We start from the raw sequence: 22714 nt of genomic DNA, 5'->3' as shown, positions 1-22714 counted from the left end.
GGTTATTTGATTTGTCCCTTGACATTTATCTGTCTAAGGTAGTTCATCGTCTTCTCTGTTGCTCCCGTATTTTTATGTACAAAATGGCCGCAGATCATACCGGTTTTTACTCTGAAGGATGTATCTGAAATGAGCTTTTGCTCTATCTCTTTGTACGCTTCCGGAGCGTCCACCGAAAAAAGACCTGCCAATTGCTCTAACCGTTGTGCTTCGGGAAAGTTTGAATAATTTTTTCCTATAATAATAGGAATGCCGAAAGTGGCCGGTTCAAGAATATTGTGCAAACCGGTTGCGCCCATGGCCCCGCCAACATAAGCGATGTCTCCATAGCTGTAAATTTTGGTAAGAATACCAATTGTATCAACAATAAGGACTTGGTATTCTGAAAGGTGTTTTCCTTTCTTTTCTGAATAAAGCACGCTGGACTTTGTTATTTTTTTTCTGAAAGCATCAATCTTCGGCATGTCGATCTTATGGGGGGCTATTACGTATTTTACAAACGGTGTAGACGTATTGATCGCCGTTAACAGAACCGCTTCATCTTCAGGCCAAGTGCTTCCGCATACTATACACAAAGTATCTCCTTTAAATTGCTCCATGAAATCAAGTGTATTGTCCTTCTCAATTTGCTGTGATACACGATCGAAACGCGTGTCGCCGCTTACGGTCACATTCTTCAAGTTAAGGCTTTGCAGCAATTCTTCGGAAACTCGATCTTGCACGAAAATATGCTCGAAGCTTCGCAAAGCGTTACGCATAAATCCTCCGTACGATTTAAAAAATATTTGCTCCTTCCGAAACAAACCCGAGACCAAGAGCGTAGGGATCCCCTCTTTTTTTAATGTCCAAAGATAATTGGGCCAAAATTCGTATTTCACGAAAATAACCAGCGAAGGATGGATGGCCTTGACGAATCGCGTTGCATTTTGTCGCGTATCCATAGGCAAGTAGACGACCACATCGGCCAAAGGAGTGTCTTTCTTGACCTCAAAACCCGATGGCGAAAAGAACGAAACGAGTATCTTATAGTGGGAAAATTCTTTTCTAACGGCTTCCATAATTGGAACTCCCTGTTCAAATTCTCCTAAAGAAGCACAATGAAACCAAATGGTTTTATCCTCTGGGCCAATATGTTCTTCAAGCGTGTCAAAAACGTGAACCCGACCTTGAACGAAGAGCTTCATTTTTTTACTGAAATACTGTGCAACCCACAGATGAACGTAAGCAATTCGAGTTAAGAAGCTGTATAAAATGCGCATGTATAATTCCTGAAATGCTAAAATACGAATTACATTGTTTGCCGTTTTCAATTTTCGTAGTTTTACAGGAAGATTAGAAATCTAGAGTTCTTCAACAGCATGAAAAAAATTCAAATGGTTGACCTAAAGGGTCAGTATGAACATATAAAAGACAAGGTAAATGCCTCGGTACTCGATGTGATCGAGTCTACAGCCTTCATTAATGGTCCCGAAGTACATCAATTTCAAAAAGAATTGGAAGAATATCTGGATGTAAAACACGTAATTCCGTGTGCAAACGGAACAGATGCCCTACAAATCGCTATGATGGGCTTAGGATTGAAGCCGGGTGATGAAGTGATCACTGCCGATTTTACCTTTGCTGCAACAGTGGAAGTGATTGCATTGTTAGGATTAACTCCGGTTCTTGTCGATGTCGATCCTGTGACCTTCAATATAGACGTTGAAGCCATTCGCAATGCCATTACGCCTAAAACGAAAGCAATCGTACCTGTACATTTGTTCGGGCTGGCAGCCGATATGGACAGCATCATGGAGATCGCCAATGAACACGATTTATACGTCATCGAGGATAACGCCCAAGGCATTGGTGCTACCTATACCGGTAAGGATGGCTCAAAGAAGAAAGTAGGTGGTATCGGCCATGTGGCGTCCACCTCGTTCTTTCCTTCTAAGAATTTAGGATGTTATGGGGATGGGGGCGCTATTTTCACCAATGATGACGCGCTGGCTCATACCATACGTGGAATCGTAAATCACGGAATGTACATTCGCTATCACCATGACGTAGTGGGTGTCAACTCGCGTCTGGATTCCATACAGGCAACGATTCTTCGTGCCAAGTTACCGCATCTTGATGCCTATAATGCGGCTCGAAGAAATGCAGCCCGAAAATACACCAACGCCTTTGCAGGAAATCTTAAGATAATTACCCCAACCGGTTTTTGTGATGCGGGTAATTCAATTTGTGAGGTCTGCGACTGTCATGTGTTTCACCAATACACATTGCGTATTATTGACGCAGATCGCGACGCCTTAGTCCAACATTTGAATGCGCATGACATCCCATGTGGAGTCTATTATCCCATCCCGTTGCATTTACAAAAAGCGTATGCAGATGATCGCTATAATGAAGCCGATTTTACCGTCACAAATCAATTGGTGCGGGAAGTGATCTCACTCCCGATGCATACCGAACTCGACGATGAACAAATAGACTTTATAACTGCCACGGTTAAAAATTTCATCGATCAACAATGAAAAAAATACTTGTAACCGGGGGACTGGGGTATATTGGATCGCATACAGTAGTTGAACTTCAAAATTCCGGCTTTGAGGTGATTATTATAGATAATCTTTCCAATTCAAGCCTTAACGTGCTTGAAGGAATCACTTCTATAACAAAAAAACCCCCTGTTTTTGAACGTTTGGATCTTAGGATCAAAGCAGATGTCATAGATTTTTTTCAACGGCATGAAAATATTGCTGGCGTAATTCACTTTGCGGCAAGCAAAGCTGTTGGTGAAAGTGTAGCACAACCACTCTATTATTACGAGAATAATATAAGTACGCTTATCTATTTACTTCAGGAATGCAAAGCCCATAGTATTAATAACTTTATTTTCAGTTCCTCGTGTACGGTCTACGGAGAGCCGGATTCATTACCTATTACCGAAGAAGCTCCTGTAAAAAAGGCAACTTCTCCTTACGGCAATACAAAACAGATCAGTGAAGAGATCCTTGAAGATACCTGTTCGGTTCACCCGCAATTCCGTTGTATTGCATTGCGTTATTTTAATCCCATAGGGGCACATGATTCTGCAATGATCGGAGAACTTCCCGTAGGCGTACCTCAAAATCTTGTGCCATTTATTACACAAACCGCAGCAGGGGTTCGTAAAGAGCTTGCTATCTTCGGAAATGATTATAACACTTCGGACGGGAGCTGTATTCGGGATTATATTCATGTGGTCGATCTGGCGAAAGCTCATGTCGTTGCGCTGGAACGTCTTCTTAAAAAGGCCAATGCTTCAAATTTTGAGATCTTTAATGTAGGCACCGGCAAAGGGACCTCTGTATTAGAAATTGTAGAAGCCTTTGAAGCGGTTAGTGAATTAAAATTGCCGTATAGGATCGTTGAAAGACGGCCGGGGGATGTAGTATCGGTGTACGCAGATACTACAAAGGCGAATGAAATTTTAGAATGGAAAGCCGAAAGATCCTTGAAGGATGCCTTATCTTCAGCTTGGAAATGGGAACAGCATATTAGAAATTTATAATACGATATATATGAAAAAATTGATGCTTATTGCCCTGTTGGTGAGTTTCTTCGGAAGCAGTGCCCAAGAGACCTTACTCCATTGCGGAAAAATTATAGATACAAAAAATGGAAAGGTTCTCAACTCCAAAACAATTGTTGTTTCGGGAAAGAAGATTATTCGTGTGGAAGATGGTTTTACCAACCCCAAAGCAGCAGACAAGGTTATTGATCTAAAAAATAAGACAGTCATGCCCGGATTGATCGATATGCATGTCCACATTGAAGGAGAGACGAACCCAAATCGGTATCTGGAAGCATTCACTCTTAACGATGCCGATGTTGCGTTCAATGCCGCCGAAATTGCCGAGCGCACCTTGATGGCGGGTTTTACCACTGTACGGGACCTTGGGGGTAGCGGGGTGAACGTTGCTTTACGAAATGCCATAGCGAAAGGCAAAATTGTGGGACCTCGAATCTTTACTGCTGAAAAAGCATTGGGAACCACTGGAGGTCATGCAGATCCTTCCAATGGCCAAAAGAAGGAGTTAATGGGCGATCCGGGTCCTAAAGAAGGGGTGGTCAATGGCGTAGCAGATGCTTATAAAGCCGTACGACAGCGCTATAAAAATGGTGCCGATTGGATCAAGATCACTGCTACCGGAGGCGTTTTGAGTGTCGCGAAGAATGGTCAGAATCCCCAATTCACAGAAGAAGAAGTTGCAGCGGTTGTTCAAGCTGCAAAGGATTATGGAATGAAAGTAGCTGCGCACGCACACGGTATAGAAGGAATGCAACGCGCCATTCGCGCAGGTGTCGCAACCATAGAGCACGGATCGCTTATGGATAAGGAGACCGCCGCCTTAATGAAACAATATGGTACCTATTTAGTTCCTACAATTTCGGCAGGAAAATACGTTGCCGAAAAAGCCAAGATTGACGGTTATTATCCGGCCATCATTGTACCCAAGGCTCTGGAGATAGGTTCAAAAATCCAAAATATGTACGCAATGGCCTATAAAGAAGGTGTGAAGATCGCTTTCGGAACGGATGCCGGCGTCTTTCCTCATGGTGAGAACGGAAAAGAGTTTAGATATATGGCAGAAGCCGGGATGCCTGCAATGGCTACATTACAGTCTGCAACCATTACTAACGCAAGTATTCTTGATATGGAGAACGAATTGGGCCAATTGGCTGCTGGATTCATTGCAGATATCGTAGCGGTGAATGAGGACCCTACTCAAAAGATCGAAACGATGGAGAATGTAGTCTTTGTAATGAAAGAAGGCGTTGTCTACAAGAATTAACAGCGGTTTAACGAAGCTTTAACGCCCTGCCCTTGGGTTTGCACAAAAGCCTTTGTTTCTTTGCAACCAATGAAACGTTGTATTATGAAGTTAGTGACCGTTAAACGAAAAACAAAAAAGGAAAAAAGATTTACAGAACAGATGGGGATGCTTACCGCAAAGGTAGTATACATTCAAAAAGCATTCTTACGTGTTCCTTTCAAAACCATCCATAAATACCGAGAAACATATTACGGAGAAATAAAGGACTGCAATGATTGCAGATTAAGCGCCTAAAAAAGCCCTCATTCGAGGGCTTTTTTTTATAAGTTTGCTTTTTCAGTTTCTACAGAAGGGCTAATCTTTTTTACAAGCCCTTGAAGTACGTTTCCGGGTCCTACTTCTATGAAGTGTGTGGCGCCGTCCTTCACCATATTTTGAACACTCTGCGTCCATTTTACAGGTGCAGTTAATTGAAAAATTAGATTCTTTTTGATCTCTTCAGGTTTAGTTACTGCAAAAGTAGACACATTCTGGTAGATAGGGCAAGCCGGTTCTGTAAATTGTGTTGCTTCAATAGCAGCTGCCAATTCTTCTCGGGCGGGTTCCATTAACGGACTGTGGAATGCACCTCCAACCGGTAACAATAAGGCACGACGGGCGCCTGCTTCTTTTAGCGCTTCACAGGCCCTGTTGACAGCTTCTATGTCTCCACTTATTACTAGCTGACCGGGACAGTTGTAGTTGGCTGCAACCACGATTCCTGTGGTGTCTGCACAAATGGCTTCCACCAAATGATCATCCAATCCTAAAACGGCAGCCATGGTAGACGGTGTTTCTTCACAAGCCTTTTGCATCGCAAGTGCACGTTTATATACTAATTCCAATCCGTCGCTAAACGCGATGGTCCTATTGGCCACTAGGGCGGAGATCTCTCCTAAGGAATGTCCGGCTACCATATCGGGTTGAAAGGCATCGCCCATCACTTCCGCTAAAATTGTGGAGTGTAAGAATATAGCAGGTTGTGTCACCTTTGTCTCCTTCAAAGCATCGGCTGTGCCTTCAAACATGACCTTGGTGATATTGAATCCTAGGATCTCGTTGGCTTGATTAAAAAGGTCCTTTGCCTTTGCAGAAGCTTCGTATAGATCTTGACCCATGCCCGTAAACTGGGCGCCCTGTCCGGGGAATATATAAGCTTTTTTCATTTTGATTGGTTTTTGAGGTTTGTTGACGCTTCAGTACGCCGAAAGTGTAAAATTAACATAAAAATTCCCCTTTCCGAAGTTTCAGAAAGAGGAATTCATAGTACCCCCGCTTGTATTATAATTTCATTTTCCCACTTACCCCAATATCTTGATTGGCGCCGGTAAGTGCGGCTTTTGCCATTTTAAAAAGTACGACCAGCTTATTCTCGTCTGTATCCCAATAGGCCGCTTCCTGCGGAACGAATTTGATCGCCGTGGTATTCGAGTCTTCCGGACCGTTAAGATAGGCATTATCGGCGCTATCGTAAATGTCTTCGATTGCTTCTGAATTAGTAATGATTTGTGCTTCGCCATACACACTAAGAAACTTCATTTCGCCGGGACCGCTATATAAAAGTTGTACAGCGCTGTCACGCAAAATATGTGCATTATGGTCACTGTCCATTCCGCTTAAGAACCAAATGTTCCCATCTTCATCTACCTTTTTTGTATCCATAGGGATGGCTGCCAAGGGTCGCTTTCCCAAATTGGTAACCATCATTGCAATACTAACATCTTCTACCATGGAGCGTAATTTCTTTTTGGCTTCGTCATTATATAAATTCTCTGTACTCATAGTTCTAGTTTTTCTTTTAAAGATACCGGTAATTTATAGTGGCTCTAGCCAAAGCAGTGCTAAAGTATTTTGAAAGTTTTGTTAAGAGTATCGTGCCAAGATGGACTGAACCTGATGGAGATAACCACTTCCGAAGAGATTTAAATGCACTAAAACATAATACAACTGCCAAAGTTGGATTCTGGATTCCCAAGCGTCCTCAAGCGGAGCACAGTTTGCATACGCCGAAAAAACTGATTTGGGAAAACCACCGAATAATTGCATCATTGCAAGGTCCATCTCTCGGGATCCAAACGCCACCGCCGGATCTATAAGGACGGGATTTTTATCTGCTGCAATCAAGTAGTTCCCATTCCAAAGATCTCCATGTATCAACGAAGGTCTATGGGTGGGGATCTCTTCGGAAAGGACCTTGTAAAAAGCGTTTAAGTTTCCAAACGTATATCCTTTTTCTGAAGCCTGTTTAAATTGAGGTTCCAATCGTTGGGTGATATAAAAATCGGCTGCCGTTGTTTGCCAATGATTGGCTTGCGGTAACCTGCCAATGTAATTAGCGTGGTCCAAACCGAAATGCTGATGGGTCTGTGAATGTAATTGAGAAAGTGCTTCTGCAAACGCTTCCCATATATTCGCTGAAGCATTGCCGGAAGGAATATATTCCATTAATAGATAGCATTTTGTGGCTACGGTGTCATGCCCAATCACCTTCGGAATTTTAAAACTGTTACTTTGTCGTAACAGTTCGAGTCCTTTCGCTTCGGCTTCAAACATACCCGGATAGCGTACCGCTTGGTTGATTTTTAATACGTATTCATGATCAGAACTTTGTATACGGAAGACCTCATTGATGTCACCACCCGATAACGGCAAAACAGCTTTAATACGTAGGGAATGTCTTGAAGTGATATGTTCCAGTACTTGCTTCATGAAGCATACGAACTGCTGCGCTTGCTATTTTCGCATCCAGGTTTGATAAGTGAAGGAATAGTCATGGCGATCGTCTTTTTCGTGATGAATTTCTTTGATCAGTTCCCAGTCATTCAATGAAATTTCGGGAAAGAAAGCATCGGCATCGAAAGTTCCGTGTACTCGTGTAAGCTCGATCCTGTCTGCCACCGCCATACTCATTTTATAGATCTCGCCCCCTCCAATAATGAAGGGTTGTACATCTCCGGACGCTTTTAAAAGGGCTTCGTCCAAACTGTGGACCACAATGGCTCCTTCTCTTTGGTACTCCGTATTGCGAGTTATCACAACGTGGGTACGGTTGGGGAGTGGCTTGGGGAAAGACTCGAACGTCTTTCGTCCCATAATGATGTGGTGTCCCGTAGTAAGTTGTTTAAATCTTTTGAAATCATCAGGCAGGTGCCAGACCAAGTCATTGTCCTTTCCTAATTCATTGTTCTCACCGGCCGCTGCTATTAAAGTGATCATTGTACGTCTGGGGGAAGAGGGTTCGAAGGTTTGTTTTTTTTTAATTCCGGCAGTTGTAGTTCGGAATCGACCTTCTGCTGGAGCTCACTGATACGCGCTGCTTGCTTTGCTTTTAATTTTTCCAGCTGTCGGTCTTCCCATTCCTTTCCCATAAAGGAATTCATGATGAAAACATTGAATACATGGATAAGGAACAAGAATGCCCAAATGAGTATCGCCCATACAAACCAATTGGTTATGAAAAAGTCGTTACCTATGCCTAACACAGGGTTAATAATGATAAGTAATAGCGAGCCAACCAGAAAAACGATAAAATGTTGCATTAATCGCTTCTTCTGTTTTACGCGGGCTCTTGCATACTCGTACTGCTCACGCTGTTCCGAATCAATTCTTTCTTTTTTATTGGTTTTTGAAAACATAGTTGGTTACATTTATACGATAGCCGTGTGTCGTGTTTAAACAATACACCGCTCACCGTAAATTTACCTAATTTTCATTGTATAGACCTGTGTCTTATGGAAGATTTAAGAAAAGAGTTTCCTGTACTTTCTAAATATACTTACTTGAACACCGCTTCTTCGGGGCTTATTTCAAGGTCACTGCTACAGTGGCGGCGCGAACATGACCAAAAGTTGATGGAAGACGCAAGTGTTTTTCGGGATGCACACAGGTTGGTCTTGGAGGGGGTAAAAAAGGAGGTTGCTCAGTTTATGGATGCTTCCCATAATGAAATTGCTCTTGTACCTAACTTCTCATTTGGATTGAATACCTTACTCGAAGGGCTTCCTCAAAAACAAAAAGTGCTGTTATTGGAGAAGGATTATCCTTCCGTAAACTGGGCTTTCGAACATCGTGATTTCGATGTGTGTTATGCTGCCATAGACGAGCACCTTGAGCAAAATATTGAAAGGGCCGTAGTTGAGCATCAACCCGATATCTTCGCGTTTAGTTTGGTACAATATCTTAACGGGATCAAGATCGACCTTACTTTCTTAAAGCAATTGAAAGCATACCATCCGGCGCTTCTGCTCATTGCGGACGGCACCCAATATGTAGGAACCGAAGTATTCAGTTTTTCTGAAAGCCCCATCGATATTTTAGGCGCGAGTTGTTACAAATGGTTGCTGGCCGGCTATGGAAATGGTTTCTTCATCGTAAAGGATATAATGCATTCTAAAATTTTCCCTTCGACGATTGGATTTAATTCGGCCGAAGCAATGTACAGCAAACGGGAAGAGATCTCTTTTATGAAACATTTTGAACCGGGACATCAGGACACACTTAATTACGGCAGTTTGGGGCACGCACTACAACACCTTCAAACCATAGGTATGGAAACGGTTTCAAAAAGGGTGCGAACCCTTTCAAGTAAAGCTAAAACACAGTTTGTACAGTTGGGGCTGCTCGAAGCTTCGGTAGTGCAGCGAGAGCAGCATTCGAATATCTTTTCCATAAAAGGGGATGAGGCGTTATTTCAGAAACTAAAAGAGGAAAATATCATCTGTTCACAACGGGGTCATGGGATTCGGGTGGGCTTTCATTTTTATAACACCGAAGCAGACCTAGATAAATTACTCTCCGTAGTTAGATAAACTACCAATTGCATAATTGGCAACTATTTTTTTCGAATGCCCTGTGTAGTGAAAGAGATCCCTTGCTGTCCTCTTGTGGAGATCATGACAGCCTCAAAGAAAGGTATAAGTTGTTGTTTTCGCACAGCCCAATCAAATACGAAGTTGGCTCCGCTGCCTCCTGTCTTATCATCTTCATTCACAACGATCTCGATAGTCTCCATGGGTTTAACAATTACCGGAAATTCCAAATAGGTGCGAATTCGTTCCCCGTGGGTATTGAAATAATCGGCTTTATAAAGGTAGACGGTATCGGTTAAACTAATATTGCGAATGCTTACAGTAGCCGTAAGGTCGAATGTAAAATTCTCGTTGCGTTGGTAGATCTCTGAGTATACCGGAAGATACGTACTTCCTTTTTCCAAAACGCTGTCGGCGATGGTAGTAGTCATCTTGCGTTCATGCCAATTATTCTTGGGAGGATTGGATATTTCTTCCTTTAGCGGACTTTCACATGCTATGACTGCAAAAAGCAGTAAGGCGAGGAGGTAATAGTTCATATTATTATTCTTTAGACTCCCTCACTTTGGTGAAGGCATAGTTCTTATAATAATTTTTGCTGTCCGTAAAAGAGTTTTCGATCCTCAGTCCGGACGCTTCCGCCAACCAAGCTACGATTTTATCGGTATATTTTTGAGAAATTTCTGTATGAATAGTCTCCCAGGGATCAAAAGTGATATCAAGATCTAAGGATTTCAGACGGACATGCTGTGCTTCGGTGGCAACCAAATAGCTCTTTGCTGTACCGGTTTGAGGATCATATACTTCCCAGTGTTTGAATTTTGCAACGTCAAAATTTCCTTCCAATTCTCTGTTGATTCGAATCAACAGATTCTTATTAAAGGCGGCAGTAACCCCGGTGGGATCGTTATACGCATCCAAGATGGTTTGTGGGTCTTTTTTTTGATCGAAGCCCATGAATAAAATATCATCTTGGTTCATGGTCTCTCCTAATTTTGTTAGAAATTGGATGGCTCGTGGGTGTAATAGATTTCCAATGTTGGAGCCCAGTACCATGATCACTTTTTTACGGGATTTAAAATGTTGTAATCGTTCCAGTACTTCAAAATACTCTCCGGTCTCCCCGTCTACTTTTACCTCCGGCATTTCTTCAGCCAAAGTACGCGTAAGTCCGGTAATGGCATTCTCACTAATATCGATGGGTTTGTAGGTGAAATCGAAGCGGTTTTCGGCTAAATGCTTCAAGAGTACTTTGGTTTTCTTCCCGTCCCCGGCACCCAATTCAATTAAATCGAAACCGGTGGCTTCATTTTTAAACAAACCGGCAATCGCTTGTGTATGTGAAGTGAGGATCTCCATCTCACAGTTTGTAAGATAGTACTCCGGCAAGGCCATAATATCTTGAAACAGCTTATCGCCGGCCTGATCGTATATATACTTAGAATACAAGAACTTAGGCTCGCTAGTGAGACCTTCGAAGACATCTTTCTTAAAAGGCGTATCAAGTTGGGTGGCGCTGGATAGTATCATAAAGCAATTCTCGTGATTATTTGGCCAGCCGTATTCCGGTAAATTGCCAGCGTAAATGTGTTTGAAAAAAATTACGGTAAGTCGGTCGGGTATGCTTTATTGGAGTCGCTACGGAACCGCCCCGCAATACTTTTTGATTAACCATGAACTTCCCGTTGTATTCGCCAATGGCTCCCGGAGCTTTGGTATAACCGGGGTACGGCAAATAAGCGCTTTCGGTCCATTCCCAACGACTTCCCCAGTCAAAATTGTGCTGCGCCGCTTCCCATTCGAACTCGGTAGGAAGTCTGCATCCTTTCCATTGGGCATAAGCAAATGCTTCAAAGTAGGAAATGTGAGTTACTGGTGCCTCGTTTTCTATCTTCTGAAGACCCTTCAGTGTATATTGAAACCATTCCCCGTCAATAGAATGCCAATACATAGGTTGCGTGATCTTTTCTTGCTGAAGCCAATCCCAGGCTTCGGCATGCCATAATAGCGGGTCTTTATATCCTTCCGAAGCAATAAAATCCATATACGCTGCATTGGTGACCAACTTGTTGGAAATGGAATAGGGTTGTAAATAGACTTTGTGAGGCCTTAACTCGTTGTCGTAGCAAAATTCATGGGGGGCATCATGCCCAATAGCGTAGATGCCTTCTTCCATGGAGATCCATGCCGCGGACACCTTCTGAACAGGATTTTCTGAAAAGGAATTGGAATAGGCCGGTAACAACGGATTGTGACCTAAAATATACTTAATATCCGTGAGTAGTAATTCTTGATGTTGCTTTTCATGGTGAATACCAATAAGAAGCATTTCTGTAAGCGCGGAAGCATCTTCAGTCTTCAAAAACGCTTCAAGTTCGGTGGTTACATAATGTCTGTAATCATACACCTTCGCCACTCCGGGACGGGAAAGGTTGCCGCGATCACTTCGCACCACTCGTTTTCCTACAGACTCGTAATAACTGTTGAACACAAATGCAAAATCGTCATGGAATAAGGTGTAGCCGGGTTTGTGGGGTTTCAAAATAAATTCTTCAAAGAACCAGGTAGTATGGCCCAAATGCCATTTGGGTGGTGACACATCCACAATGGGTTGAACCACGTAGTCTTCTATTTCCAATGGCTTACAGATGGCTTCGGTATGGTGTCGGGTTTCCAGAAATAGGGAAACCAAAGTTTCAGTTTCAATCATAAAAAAAGGAGTTGGTTGTTACCCACTCCTTAAAGATATTAAAACTAAAATGTAAAGATGTTTAGAGAATGTTAAAGCTAATTCCCCTTGGCAGTGCGTTCGCGCTTTAAGCGTTCTCTTTTTTCTTTTTTCGATTCTTCTATTTCGAAAACGATAGGGAGAGAATAAAGCACGCCTACGGTCTCGCCTTTTTGCATTCCGGGTTTCATTTGTGGCAGCAGATCTACGACTCGGGTCGCTTCCATCTCTAAAATAGGATGTGGTGCCCGTGCACGTACATCTACAACATAGCCTTCTCTGTTTATTTTGAATTGTACAAATATGCGCTGTTTCCCAGCCGGAAGGTCTAACGCTTCTGCCAAAGATTTGTTGAAATTCTGTACCACATGTTGGGTGATCTTTTCAGACATACAACTTTTTAACTCTACGTTATCCTTGCCGGTACATCCCGGATAGACGGGAACGTTTTCTATGATCGCAAAACCAACATCCTCATTGGTTGTATTTTTTTCATCTTGTCCGTACGTTAGGCATGACACCAACACGAAAGCACTTAGTAGAAAAGTTTTTATCATCTTTATTTACCTGTTTTGAAAGTAAAAGGTACAGTATATTTAATCGCCCGGGGTTTGCCACCCATCATGCCGGGTTTGGCCATTTTAGGGATCGCCATAATATTTCTTTTGGCCTCCGCTTGTAAGGCAGGTGTTCCACCACTTACATTTTTAACTTCTACCATTCCTTTTTCATTTACAATGAACTCTACAATCACTTTGCCCTCCACATTGTTTTTGTATTCTTCTGCAGGATATTTAAAATTTTTTGAAATATGCTGCGCTAGTTTCTGATTAAAACAGTTCTTTCGGGAAGTGGCGCTACTGCTTTCACAGCCGGGCCAAATCGGTGGAATTTCATTTAGGGTTACGGTGTTATTTTGAACGTTCCCCCATTCTTCTTGGGCAAAGAGCGTGGTGGAAAATACGATGCAAAGAATTAATAATACTTTTTTCATGTAGGATTTTATTTTAAGTTTTTTAGACTAAATGGCGACCGCGCCTTTAATATGAGGGTGCGGATTGTAATCTACCAATGTAAAGTCATCAAATTTGAAGCCAAATATATCTTTTACTTCCGGATTAAGCAACATTTTTGGCAGCGGTCTTGGTTCACGGGATAATTGAAGCTCAACTTGTTCCATGTGGTTGCTATAAATATGCGCATCGCCAAAGGTGTGCACAAAATCGCCCGCTTCGTAGCCGCACACTTGAGCGACCATCATGGTGAGAAGCGCGTAGGAAGCAATATTAAAGGGTACCCCTAAGAAGATGTCGGCACTGCGTTGATACAGCTGACATGATAATTTCCCATTAGCCACATAGAACTGAAAGAAGGCATGACAAGGTGGAAGCGCAGCTTTTCCATTGGCCACATTTTCGCTGAAGGGCTTGGAAGTGTCCGGCAATACCCCTGGATTCCAAGCACTAACCAACATGCGGCGGCTATCAGGATTTTTCTTTAAGGTTTCGATCACTTCGGAAATCTGATCGATCTCCTCACTGTTCCAATTCCTCCATTGATGTCCGTAGACCGGTCCCAGATCGCCCTTGTCATCCGCCCACTCGTTCCATATGCGCACACCGTTCTCTTGGAGGTATTTAATATTGGTATCCCCATTCAGAAACCACAACAATTCATAGATAATGGATTTTAAATGCAATTTTTTGGTAGTCACCATCGGAAAACCCTCGCTGAGGTCAAAACGCATTTGGTAGCCAAACACGCTCTTCGTACCGGTTCCAGTACGATCCTCTTTGCTATTACCATTTTCAAGTACGTGTTTCAATAATTCGTGGTATTGCTTCATTTACTTTTTGCTTTTAATGGGTTAAATGTAAAAAACACCTGCACGATTTTAAACTGAAATAATCTCCTTTTATTACAAGTTATTAACCTCTGTTGTAATTTGTTAAAATTGTTATACCTTAGAGTATTAGTTTATGCAGATAATGGAAAGAACCTATTCGCTGTCCAGTGGTATACTCAACTGTTTTCCCACCTATGCCATTTTTGATTTTACTGCCGAACGCTACGATCTGAAAGAGGCAAAAGAATTTGGAAAGGTAATAGATACCCATTATAAGGGAAGAAAATGTGTCGTTATTTCAACGCGTAAATTGACCAAAAGTATCAATCCTGAAGTTTATACAGCAGTAACGTCAAAATCTGTTATTGCCATTGCCATTGTTTCTGAAAATGAAGCGGTACGAAAAGAAGCGGTCAAAGAACAATCTTTGTGCCAAGGTGCCTTCAGTTATTTTAAAACCATCGATGAAGCTGTAAATTGGGCAGATACCGTGGTGAAGAACTCTTAACCTATCAACATTCCGGCAATGGTAGCAGTCAACAATGCAGCTACCGTACCTCCAATGAGTGCTTTGATCCCAAAACGAGCCAAGGTAGTGCGTTGACTTGGAGCCAAGACGCCAATGCCTCCTATCTGAATTCCGATAGAGGCAAAGTTTGCAAATCCACACAGGGCATACGTTGCAATCACGATAGACCGGTAATTGACAATAGCACCTGCTTGTTTTAACTCACTCAAGGATGCATACGCAAAAAATTCATTTAAGATGGTCTTCTCTCCAAGCAACTGTCCTACCACCCGAATATCCTCGACCGGTACTCCAATGATCCAGGCTACGGGCGCAAATACATTTCCTAAAATATACTGCATGGAGAAGCCGGTATATCGTCCATCTGTACTGGAAGCGATTCGATCGTTCAAGCCGGTAGGTCCGCCAATCCAATCTACGGTGATCCAATTGAACACCGCAATGACCGCAGTAAATACAAGCAACATCGCACCTACATTTACCGCCAGTTTTAAACCTTCGGTCGTGCCGCGAGAGATGGCGTCCAATACGTTGGATCCAATCTTATCTTTTGAAATATCCAACTTGCGATCCACTTCTTCCGTTTCAGGATAAAGCATCTTTGCTATGATAATAGCAGCAGGTGCCGACATAATGGAAGCTGTGAGTAAATGTTTTGCAAAAATGATCTTTTCAGCATCGCTGTCACCTCCCAAAAAGGCGATAAATGCTGCCAATACGCCCCCTGCAATAGTCGCCATACCTCCCACCATTAGGCAGAGCATTTCAGACTTGGTCATTCGGTCCAGATAAGGTTTTACCACTAAGGGTGCTTCTGTTTGACCAATAAATATATTCGCAGCAGCCGCAAGACTTTCGGCTCCAGATAGTCGCATGGTCTTGCTCATCACCCAAGCAAATGCTTTTACAAATTTTTGAAGAATACCTAAATAATAGAGTAAAGAGGTAAATGCCGAAAAGAATACAATGGTGGGTAATACTTTAAATGCAAAAATGTAACCGAAGGTGTCCATATCTGTCACCAAGCCCCCGAAAAGGAATTCGGCTCCTTTTTCACTAAAGTTGAGGAAGGTAACTACTTTGTCCGAGATCCAATCGAAGAAGGATGCGACAAAGGAAACTTTTAAGACTAAAACCGCAAAGACCACTTGCAGGCCCAAGCCGGTCGCCACCAGCTTCCAATCGATCTTTTTTCGGTTGCTGCTTAACAGGAAGCACACCAATAATAGAAACCCCATTCCCAGGATTCCCCGTAACACGCTACTTGTGCTAATTCCCACACCCAGATTGGGATCCAGGGCGATGCTACCATCGGTCTTTGTCGTTGCAATCACTTGGGTAGCTTCAGTTTGGGTCGGGCTGGTAAAGGAATAGATGGTTTTATTTTCTGAAAATACCAACGTGGAGTCGGTTAGGGTTGATACCCTGTAGCGGCGTATGGTGTCGTTAGGTTGGTCGTAGAAAAGTACCAATAGATTATTCTGAAAGATATAATCGCCGGATGCTTTAAGGGTATCCTTCGCTTCCAACCGGTACTCGAACGCACCATCCTTTAGAGTAAAAAAGTCTGAAGCTTCGTTGATCGTAACAAGCGATTTACCTTCTTGCGATTCGATGGCGGAAAACTTCCATTTTTTTTCAAGGGTTTGTCCGAAGCTCACTGCTTGCAGAAGGAGCAGTATCGCGAGGAGTATGTAAGTACGCATACGCTATTTTTGCCTTTTGGAGATTTCATCCCGAATTCGGGCCGCTTTTTCGTAATCTTCGTTCGCGACCGCCTCATCCAGCATCTGATTTAATTCTTTGGAAGTGAACGAGGTGTAATCCTCTCCGGTGACCTTCATGGATTCCTTATCTTCTCCCATGATCAACTCTTCGATGACTACTTCTTCCGATTTAGAACTCACGTCCTTTTTCCGTTTTGGAGTAGTCTTTAAATAAATGCCCGCCTTGTCTAGAATATTCTTATATGTGAAAATAGGTGCGTTGAAACGAAGCGCTAATGCAATGGCATCGCTGGTGCGGGCATCGATGATCTCTTCGATCTTGTCTCGCTCACAAATGATACTTGAATAAAAAACACCGTCTACCAGCTTGTGAATAATGACCTGCTTGACCACAATATCGAACCGATCTGAAAAATTCTTAAAAAGGTCGTGCGTTAACGGGCGCGGAGGTTTGATCTCTTTCTCCAGTGCGATCGCGATGGATTGGGCTTCAAAGGCACCAATAACAATGGGTAATTTTCGGTCCCCGTCCACCTCACTTAAAATGAGCGCATAGGCCCCATTTTGAGTTTGACTGTAAGAAATACCTTTTATGTTAAGTCGAACTAAGCTCATATTTCAGAATCAAAAAAGCTGTTTAAACAAGGACGTTTCCTTCTCTAAACAGCCCTTTTTTCAAGGCACAAAATACTAAAAATTATGCGTTTTGTGCCTTAAAGGCTTTTAATTTTTCGGTGAGTTGCGGAACCACCTCAAAAGCGTCCCCTACGATCCCGTAGTCGGCTGCCTTAAAAAACGGAGCTTCAGGATCGTTATTGATCACCACCTTCACTTTAGAGGAATTGATCCCCGCCAAGTGTTGTATCGCACCGCTAATTCCAATAGCAATATAGAGATTAGACGCAACGGGTTTTCCGGTTTGCCCCACGTGTTCACTGTGAGGTCGCCAACCCATATCACTAACAGGTTTTGAACAAGCAGTTGCCGCACCTAGGGTTTCAGCAAGTTCTTCAATCAGTCCCCAGTTCTCCGGACCTTTTAATCCGCGACCCCCAGACACAACAATCTCTGCATCAGCAATCGTAACCTTATCGGTGGCTTTATCTACGGAAACAACTTCTACTGAAAAATCATCATCACTCAGTTGAGGCGAAAATGCTTCGGTGGTAGCAGCGGCACTTTTTTCCTTTAATCCGAAGGCATTTTTGGCCAAACCAATCACTTTCACATCGGTGGTGATCTCGGTAGTGGCGAACGCTTTGTTCGTGAACACACTGTGCTTTACGTTAAAGGGCGAAGTGCTTGCGGGAAGTTCGGTCACATTAGGTACGTAACCTGCTTCCAAATTGACGGCAACCAACGGCGCCATGAACTTAGCATTGGCACTAGAGGTTAAAACAACCACTTTTGCACCTTCGGCTTTGGCTGCCTGAGCGACCGCGTCGGCATAGGCTTCTGCATTGAATTTCGATAATTTATCATTGGATACCTCAAGAACCTTATCTGCTCCGTACACCCCTAGTTGGGATGCATCTCCTCCATTAACAGCTACCGCTGTAACTGTGGTTCCCATCATCGCTGCGATACCTTTCGCATAAGAAACAGCTTCCAAAGCGATCTTTTTAAAGTTTCCTTCTTCTGATTCGGTATATACTAAAATTGACATATTCTTTTTTTTTATTAAATCACTTTTGCTTCATTATGTAAAAGATCGATCAATGTATCTACATTGTCCACCAGTTTCACGGCACCTTTAGGGGCGGGCTTTTCGAAGCTTTTCACCTGAGTTTCAGCTGAAGCGTCCACAGGTTCCTTCACGTTTAAAGGCTTTGAACGTGCTTGCATGATCCCTCGCATGTTCGGGATACGAAGGTCGCTTTCTTCCACCAGCCCTTTCTGGCCTCCAATCACCAATGGGAGTGAGGTGCTTACTGTTTCTTTTCCACCATCGATTTCACGAATGGCCGTGGCTTTGTCGCCGTTAATATCAAGATTGATACATGTATTCACAAAATTGGCACCTGTTAGTTTCGCTAGCATTCCGGGAACCATACCTCCGTTGTAATCGATGGATTCTCTTCCGGCGATTACCAGATCGTAGCTGCCTTCTTTTACCACATTCGCCAATTGTTTTGCGACCGAGTAGCCATCTGTCGCAGCGGTATTCACTCGAATGGCTTCATCGGCACCAATGGCAAGAGCTTTGCGCAGCGTAGGTTCGGTTTCTGGACCGCCAACATTCACAACATGTACGGTTGCTCCTTGTTTTTCTTTAAACCACATGGCGCGTGTCAACCCGAATTCGTCGTTGGGATTGATCACGAACTGCACTCCGTTGGTGTCGAATTTGGTATCACCTTCTGTAAAATTGATCTTTGAAGTCGTGTCCGGTACGTGACTAATACAGACTAATATTTTCATAAATAAGCAGTATTTGTATTTGTAAGTTTTTTACATCTTCGGAAGCAATAAATACTTCCGATTTTTGCGGTACGAAGATACAGATATATTTCGAAATTTTGCTGTGCATGCATAATAAAATTTGGTTAAAACTTTCTATTTATTATACCTTGACGTTTAAATAATAGTATTTTTGTCCTTCTTGTCTCAATAGCATTTGAGATTTCAGAAAAAATGAATCTGTTACAACTTTAAATATGTCCGCTATAGCGGGATACCGTATGAAGACACTCCAGTTCAGAGAAGCCGTTTGCGAAGCCATGAGCGAAGAAATGCGCCGTGATGAAAGTATTTATTTAATGGGCGAAGAAGTCGCCGAATACAATGGTGCTTATAAGGCCAGTAAAGGGATGCTGGACGAGTTTGGTGCCAAACGTGTGATCGACACTCCTATTAGTGAGTTAGGGTTTTCCGGTATAGGCGTGGGATCTGCCATGAATGGCAATCGCCCCATTATTGAATTTATGACTTTTAATTTTTCATTGGTAGGTATCGATCAGATCATCAACAATGCTGCTAAAATGCGACAGATGAGTGGCGGACAAATTAATATTCCTATCGTTTTCCGCGGTCCTACGGCTTCGGCTGGTCAGTTAGCAGCCACCCACTCGCAGGCTTTCGAGAGTTGGTACGCCAATTGCCCGGGCTTAAAAGTAGTAGTCCCCAGCAATCCGGCAGATGCGAAAGGTCTATTAAAAAGTGCCATTCGTGATGACGATCCGGTGATCTTTATGGAAAGTGAACAGATGTATGGGGACAAAGGGGAGGTGCCTGAAGGCGAATACCTAATTCCGTTAGGCGTTGCAGAAATTAAGCGGAAAGGAACCGATGTCACCATTGTTTCCTTCGGGAAAATTATTAAGGAGGCTTACAAAGCAGCAGAGGCGTTGTCTGAAGAAGGCATCGAGTGTGAAGTAATTGACCTACGCACCGTGAGACCTATGGACCATAAAACCATCCTTGAGTCTGTTAAAAAGACCAATCGTTTGGTGATCCTGGAAGAAGCTTGGCCTTTTGGCAATGTCGCCACAGAGATCACCTATCAGGTGCAAAGCCAAGCGTTCGATTATCTGGACGCTCCTATTGTAAAGATCAACACGGCAGACACGCCTGCGCCTTACTCTCCCGTTCTTTTAGAGGAATGGCTGCCCAACAGCGAAGATGTAATTAAAGCAGTGAAAAAAGTATTATACAAGTAGCTACGGCGAACTTCTTTTAATTAGAATTCATTCGTTACCCAAATTTGTAAGGAGCACCTTATTATGAAGCACCACGTTATCCTATTTTTTTTTCTGCTGTCTACAGCAGCCGTCGCTCAAACAAAGGTAAGCGGTGTGATCATAGGGGATGGTGGTGAACCCATTCCTTTTGCCAATGTTATATTTAAAGACTCCAATGAGGGTACGATCTCAAATGAGGATGGTCGATTTTACCTAGAAAGCGACGAAACCTATGCTGCCGTAGTCTTTTCATTTATTGGTTATTCAAGTAAAGAAGTAGCCTTGACACAACGTGCTACGTATAATATGACCATAACATTAGGCGAAGAAGCCGCAGCACTAAACGAGGTCGTCATTATAAGCGGAAATCAATCCAAAAAGAACAATCCGGCCATCGACATCCTTCGAAAGATTTGGGAGAACAGGAGAGAGAACGGGACAAAGAAATTCGCGCAGTACCAATATAACAAATACGAAAAACTGGAGTTCGATCTTAATACGATCGATTCGTCATTGATAAAAAGTAGGGTCTTCAACGGAATGGAATTCGTTTTCGATCAAGTGGATACTTCCAATATTACGGGAAATACCTACTTGCCGATCTTCATCAATGAAGCTTTTTCTAAAGTGTATGGAGATAATGTACTCAACGAAGAAAAAGAGGTGTTGGAGGGGAATAAGAATTCAGGATTTAGTAACAACCAAACACTTATTGCCTTTGTTAAAGATCTGTACAGCGAGTACGATGTATATGATAATTACCTTAAGTTCTTCGACAAGGCCTTTACCAGTCCACTCTCACGTACCGGGATCGATGTCTATAATTATGTGTTGCTGGACAGTGCCTATCGCGGAAATAAATGGTGCTATAACATTGTCTACTACCCGCGGCGAAAAAATGAGCTCACCTTTAAAGGCGACTTTTGGGTCAATGATACCACGTGGGCGATCAAGGAGATCAATCTTCAAGCATCCAAAAGTGCTAACCTGAATTGGGTACGGGAGGTGTATATTGAACAAGAATTTGAAGTACTTAACGATTCGATTTTTCTTATAACTAGAGATTATTTTTTGAGTGATTTTAGTCTTCGGAAGAAAGAAGGGGCGCGTGGTATCTACGGAAAAAGGACCACCTTGTACGACAACTATGTGTTCGATATTCCGAAGGATAAGAAATTCTACAGTGAACAGGTTGATCCCTATCAATATGAAGTCTATAACCGTCCGGATGAATTTTGGGAGCAAAACCGAATGGAGCAACTAAGCAAGGATGAGAAGGGCGTTTATAAGATGCTGGATACCCTAAAGACAGTGCCTAGATTTAAGACTTTGTACAACTTGGGTGCAGTATTGGCTTCGGGTTATTATGAAGTCAATAATTTTGATATCGGACCCGTATTCTCAGTCTTCGGATTCAATGAGGCAGAAGGACTGCGAATCCGTCTCGGCGGGAGAACCTATTTTAGTCAAAATGACCCTTGGCGTATTGAAGGGTTTGGTGCCTACGGATTTAAGGACGACCGCTTTAAATACGGAATTTCGGCAAAATGGTTGTTAGATCGAAGGACTCGACTTACGATATTTGCCGGAAACCGAAAGGATGTGGAGCAGACCGGGGCGAGCCTTACAAACAGTAATGATGTGTTGGGGCGCAGTTTGGCTTCATCTTCCCTTATTTCGGTAGGGGCGAACGACAGGCTCTCTCGTATCAATCTCACGACCGCAGGATTCTCAATTGAACCTTCCAAGAATTTTATCGTTCGCTTAACAGGATCGTACCGCACATTACGATCGGCGACAGACACCTTTAGTATCGACTACTTCGTCAAAGAGAACGGGGAGTTCACGGGTGAGGTACGAAGCGAGATCTCACAACCGGAAATAGAACTGGCATTTAACTTTACACCGGGACGTAAAACATCGGGCTATGGTGTAGAACAAACGGTAATCAACGATGGTGACTTTCCAAGTTTCTATTTGGGCTATACATATGGCCTAAAGGATGTTTTTAGTGGCGATTTCGAATACCAAAAACTACAGGCGCTCTATACACAGCCTTGGAATATTGGTGGTTTAGGGAGACTGTATTCTACTGTGGAAGTTGGAAAAACTTTTGGAGAAGTGCCTTTAAGTCTTTTAAACCCTATTCCCGGGAATCAAACTTATTTCAGTTTGTACAACACCTTTACGCAATTGGACTTTTATGAATTTGTTAGTGACACCTATTCTTCATTGCACTTGCAACATAATTTTGGAGGCCGTTTATTTTCCAGAATACCCGGACTGCGTAAATTGAATTTGCGAGAAGTAATTGGATTCCGAGCAGTGTATGGAGAAATTTCCGACAAAAATATAGCGCTCAATGCTTCAGGGATACCTTACAGAGCTCCCAACGATATCTATTACGAGTATAGCTTCGGAATAGGCAATATTTTCAGGATATTCCGACTGGATTTCAACTTCCGAGGAAATTATTTGGACAACCCCGACGCCCGAAAATTTGGTATAACGGGCATCTTTGGATTCTCATTTTAGAATTTTTTGTACATTTA

Annotated in this window: 24 protein-coding genes; 8 read left to right on the top strand and 16 right to left on the bottom strand. The window is 42.8% G+C overall.

Going from position 1 to position 22714, the window contains the following annotated elements:
* Positions 1-2 precede the first annotated feature (2 nt).
* Entirely contained in the window at positions 3-1184 is a 1182-nt protein-coding gene (locus AACZ11_RS09665; RefSeq protein ID WP_290624801.1) for a glycosyltransferase N-terminal domain-containing protein, read from the bottom strand.
* A gap of 174 nt (positions 1185-1358) precedes the next feature.
* Here AACZ11_RS09665 and AACZ11_RS09660 point away from each other — a divergent pair, with 174 nt between their 5' ends.
* The 4 genes from AACZ11_RS09660 to AACZ11_RS09645 all read left to right on the top strand — a co-directional run bounded on the left by AACZ11_RS09660 (position 1359) and on the right by AACZ11_RS09645 (position 5099).
* Positions 1359-2519 carry a DegT/DnrJ/EryC1/StrS family aminotransferase gene (locus AACZ11_RS09660; RefSeq protein WP_290624802.1) on the top strand — a complete coding sequence of 387 codons (1161 nt, stop codon included), beginning with the start codon at positions 1359-1361 and terminating at the stop codon, positions 2517-2519.
* Entirely contained in the window at positions 2516-3538 is a 1023-nt protein-coding gene (gene galE / locus AACZ11_RS09655; protein ID WP_290624803.1) for a UDP-glucose 4-epimerase GalE, read from the top strand. The genes AACZ11_RS09660 and galE overlap by 4 nt, the downstream gene beginning before the upstream one ends.
* 10 nt (positions 3539-3548) lie before the next feature.
* Positions 3549-4823 carry an amidohydrolase family protein gene (locus tag AACZ11_RS09650; protein ID WP_290624804.1) on the top strand — a complete coding sequence of 425 codons (1275 nt, stop codon included), beginning with the start codon at positions 3549-3551 and terminating at the stop codon, positions 4821-4823.
* Between the two features lie 84 nt (positions 4824-4907).
* Complete coding sequence (locus AACZ11_RS09645; protein WP_290624805.1) at positions 4908-5099, top strand: hypothetical protein; 192 nt, start codon at positions 4908-4910, stop codon at positions 5097-5099.
* Between the two features lie 26 nt (positions 5100-5125).
* Here the strand turns inward: AACZ11_RS09645 and fabD are convergent, their stop codons facing one another.
* The 5 genes from fabD to AACZ11_RS09620 form a co-directional block, all read right to left on the bottom strand.
* Positions 5126-6010 (bottom strand): ACP S-malonyltransferase, encoded by an 885-nt coding sequence (gene fabD / locus AACZ11_RS09640; protein WP_290624806.1) that lies wholly within the window; start codon positions 6008-6010, stop codon positions 5126-5128.
* 115 nt (positions 6011-6125) lie between these two features.
* Positions 6126-6626 carry a pyridoxamine 5'-phosphate oxidase family protein gene (locus tag AACZ11_RS09635; protein WP_290624807.1) on the bottom strand — a complete coding sequence of 167 codons (501 nt, stop codon included), beginning with the start codon at positions 6624-6626 and terminating at the stop codon, positions 6126-6128.
* Between the two features lie 81 nt (positions 6627-6707).
* Positions 6708-7553 carry a fructosamine kinase family protein gene (locus AACZ11_RS09630; protein ID WP_290624808.1) on the bottom strand — a complete coding sequence of 282 codons (846 nt, stop codon included), beginning with the start codon at positions 7551-7553 and terminating at the stop codon, positions 6708-6710.
* Between the two features lie 24 nt (positions 7554-7577).
* Complete coding sequence (locus AACZ11_RS09625) at positions 7578-8060, bottom strand: dihydrofolate reductase (RefSeq protein ID WP_290624809.1); 483 nt, start codon at positions 8058-8060, stop codon at positions 7578-7580.
* Positions 8057-8479, bottom strand: coding sequence for a 2TM domain-containing protein (locus tag AACZ11_RS09620; RefSeq protein WP_290624810.1), 423 nt, complete (start codon positions 8477-8479; stop codon positions 8057-8059). Before AACZ11_RS09620 ends, AACZ11_RS09625 begins: the two co-directional genes overlap by 4 nt.
* Before the next feature lie 96 nt (positions 8480-8575).
* Between AACZ11_RS09620 and AACZ11_RS09615 the strand changes: the two genes are divergently transcribed.
* Positions 8576-9652 (top strand): aminotransferase class V-fold PLP-dependent enzyme, encoded by a 1077-nt coding sequence (locus tag AACZ11_RS09615; protein WP_290624811.1) that lies wholly within the window; start codon positions 8576-8578, stop codon positions 9650-9652.
* 23 nt (positions 9653-9675) lie between these two features.
* Here AACZ11_RS09615 and AACZ11_RS09610 read toward each other — a convergent pair whose 3' ends face one another.
* The 6 genes from AACZ11_RS09610 to AACZ11_RS09585 form a co-directional block, all read right to left on the bottom strand.
* Complete coding sequence (locus tag AACZ11_RS09610) at positions 9676-10191, bottom strand: DUF3124 domain-containing protein (protein WP_290624812.1); 516 nt, start codon at positions 10189-10191, stop codon at positions 9676-9678.
* A 4-nt stretch (positions 10192-10195) separates the two neighbouring features.
* The gene (egtD, locus tag AACZ11_RS09605) at positions 10196-11182 is read right to left on the bottom strand and encodes an L-histidine N(alpha)-methyltransferase (RefSeq protein ID WP_290624813.1); all 987 of its coding nucleotides are present in this window, start codon (positions 11180-11182) and stop codon (positions 10196-10198) included.
* 16 nt (positions 11183-11198) lie between these two features.
* Positions 11199-12362 (bottom strand): ergothioneine biosynthesis protein EgtB, encoded by a 1164-nt coding sequence (gene egtB, locus AACZ11_RS09600; protein WP_290624814.1) that lies wholly within the window; start codon positions 12360-12362, stop codon positions 11199-11201.
* A 77-nt stretch (positions 12363-12439) separates the two neighbouring features.
* Positions 12440-12937: an energy transducer TonB gene (locus AACZ11_RS09595; protein ID WP_290624815.1), complete on the bottom strand. Its 498-nt coding sequence runs from the start codon at positions 12935-12937 to the stop codon at positions 12440-12442.
* A gap of 2 nt (positions 12938-12939) precedes the next feature.
* Positions 12940-13374, bottom strand: coding sequence for an energy transducer TonB (locus AACZ11_RS09590; protein ID WP_290624816.1), 435 nt, complete (start codon positions 13372-13374; stop codon positions 12940-12942).
* 27 nt (positions 13375-13401) lie between these two features.
* Positions 13402-14226 (bottom strand): thymidylate synthase, encoded by an 825-nt coding sequence (locus tag AACZ11_RS09585; RefSeq protein ID WP_290624817.1) that lies wholly within the window; start codon positions 14224-14226, stop codon positions 13402-13404.
* A gap of 133 nt (positions 14227-14359) precedes the next feature.
* Here AACZ11_RS09585 and AACZ11_RS09580 point away from each other — a divergent pair, with 133 nt between their 5' ends.
* Entirely contained in the window at positions 14360-14734 is a 375-nt protein-coding gene (locus AACZ11_RS09580) for a hypothetical protein (protein ID WP_290624818.1), read from the top strand.
* On the opposite strand, the gene AACZ11_RS09575 is transcribed toward AACZ11_RS09580, so the two are convergent.
* The 4 genes from AACZ11_RS09575 to AACZ11_RS09560 all read right to left on the bottom strand — a co-directional run bounded on the left by AACZ11_RS09575 (position 14731) and on the right by AACZ11_RS09560 (position 18903).
* A complete protein-coding gene (locus AACZ11_RS09575) occupies positions 14731-16461 on the bottom strand; it encodes a nucleoside transporter C-terminal domain-containing protein (protein WP_290624819.1) in 1731 nt (576 codons plus the stop codon). The genes AACZ11_RS09580 and AACZ11_RS09575 overlap by 4 nt on opposite strands.
* Positions 16462-16464: 3 nt before the next feature.
* Positions 16465-17097, bottom strand: coding sequence for a bifunctional nuclease family protein (locus AACZ11_RS09570; RefSeq protein WP_290624820.1), 633 nt, complete (start codon positions 17095-17097; stop codon positions 16465-16467).
* A gap of 82 nt (positions 17098-17179) precedes the next feature.
* A complete protein-coding gene (locus tag AACZ11_RS09565; RefSeq protein WP_290624821.1) occupies positions 17180-18148 on the bottom strand; it encodes an electron transfer flavoprotein subunit alpha/FixB family protein in 969 nt (322 codons plus the stop codon).
* Positions 18149-18162: 14 nt separating this feature from the next.
* The gene (locus AACZ11_RS09560; RefSeq protein ID WP_290624822.1) at positions 18163-18903 is read right to left on the bottom strand and encodes an electron transfer flavoprotein subunit beta/FixA family protein; all 741 of its coding nucleotides are present in this window, start codon (positions 18901-18903) and stop codon (positions 18163-18165) included.
* A gap of 236 nt (positions 18904-19139) precedes the next feature.
* On the opposite strand from AACZ11_RS09560, the gene AACZ11_RS09555 reads away from it, so the two are divergent.
* Complete coding sequence (locus tag AACZ11_RS09555; protein ID WP_290624823.1) at positions 19140-20141, top strand: pyruvate dehydrogenase complex E1 component subunit beta; 1002 nt, start codon at positions 19140-19142, stop codon at positions 20139-20141.
* A 63-nt stretch (positions 20142-20204) separates the two neighbouring features.
* Positions 20205-22697 carry a DUF5686 family protein gene (locus AACZ11_RS09550; RefSeq protein ID WP_290624824.1) on the top strand — a complete coding sequence of 831 codons (2493 nt, stop codon included), beginning with the start codon at positions 20205-20207 and terminating at the stop codon, positions 22695-22697.
* The last annotated feature ends 17 nt before the right edge of the window (positions 22698-22714 follow it).

The organism is uncultured Altibacter sp., assembly GCF_963972995.1.
In the GTDB taxonomy this organism is placed as follows: domain Bacteria; phylum Bacteroidota; class Bacteroidia; order Flavobacteriales; family Flavobacteriaceae; genus Altibacter.
This window is presented reverse-complemented; position numbering and strand designations above follow the sequence as displayed.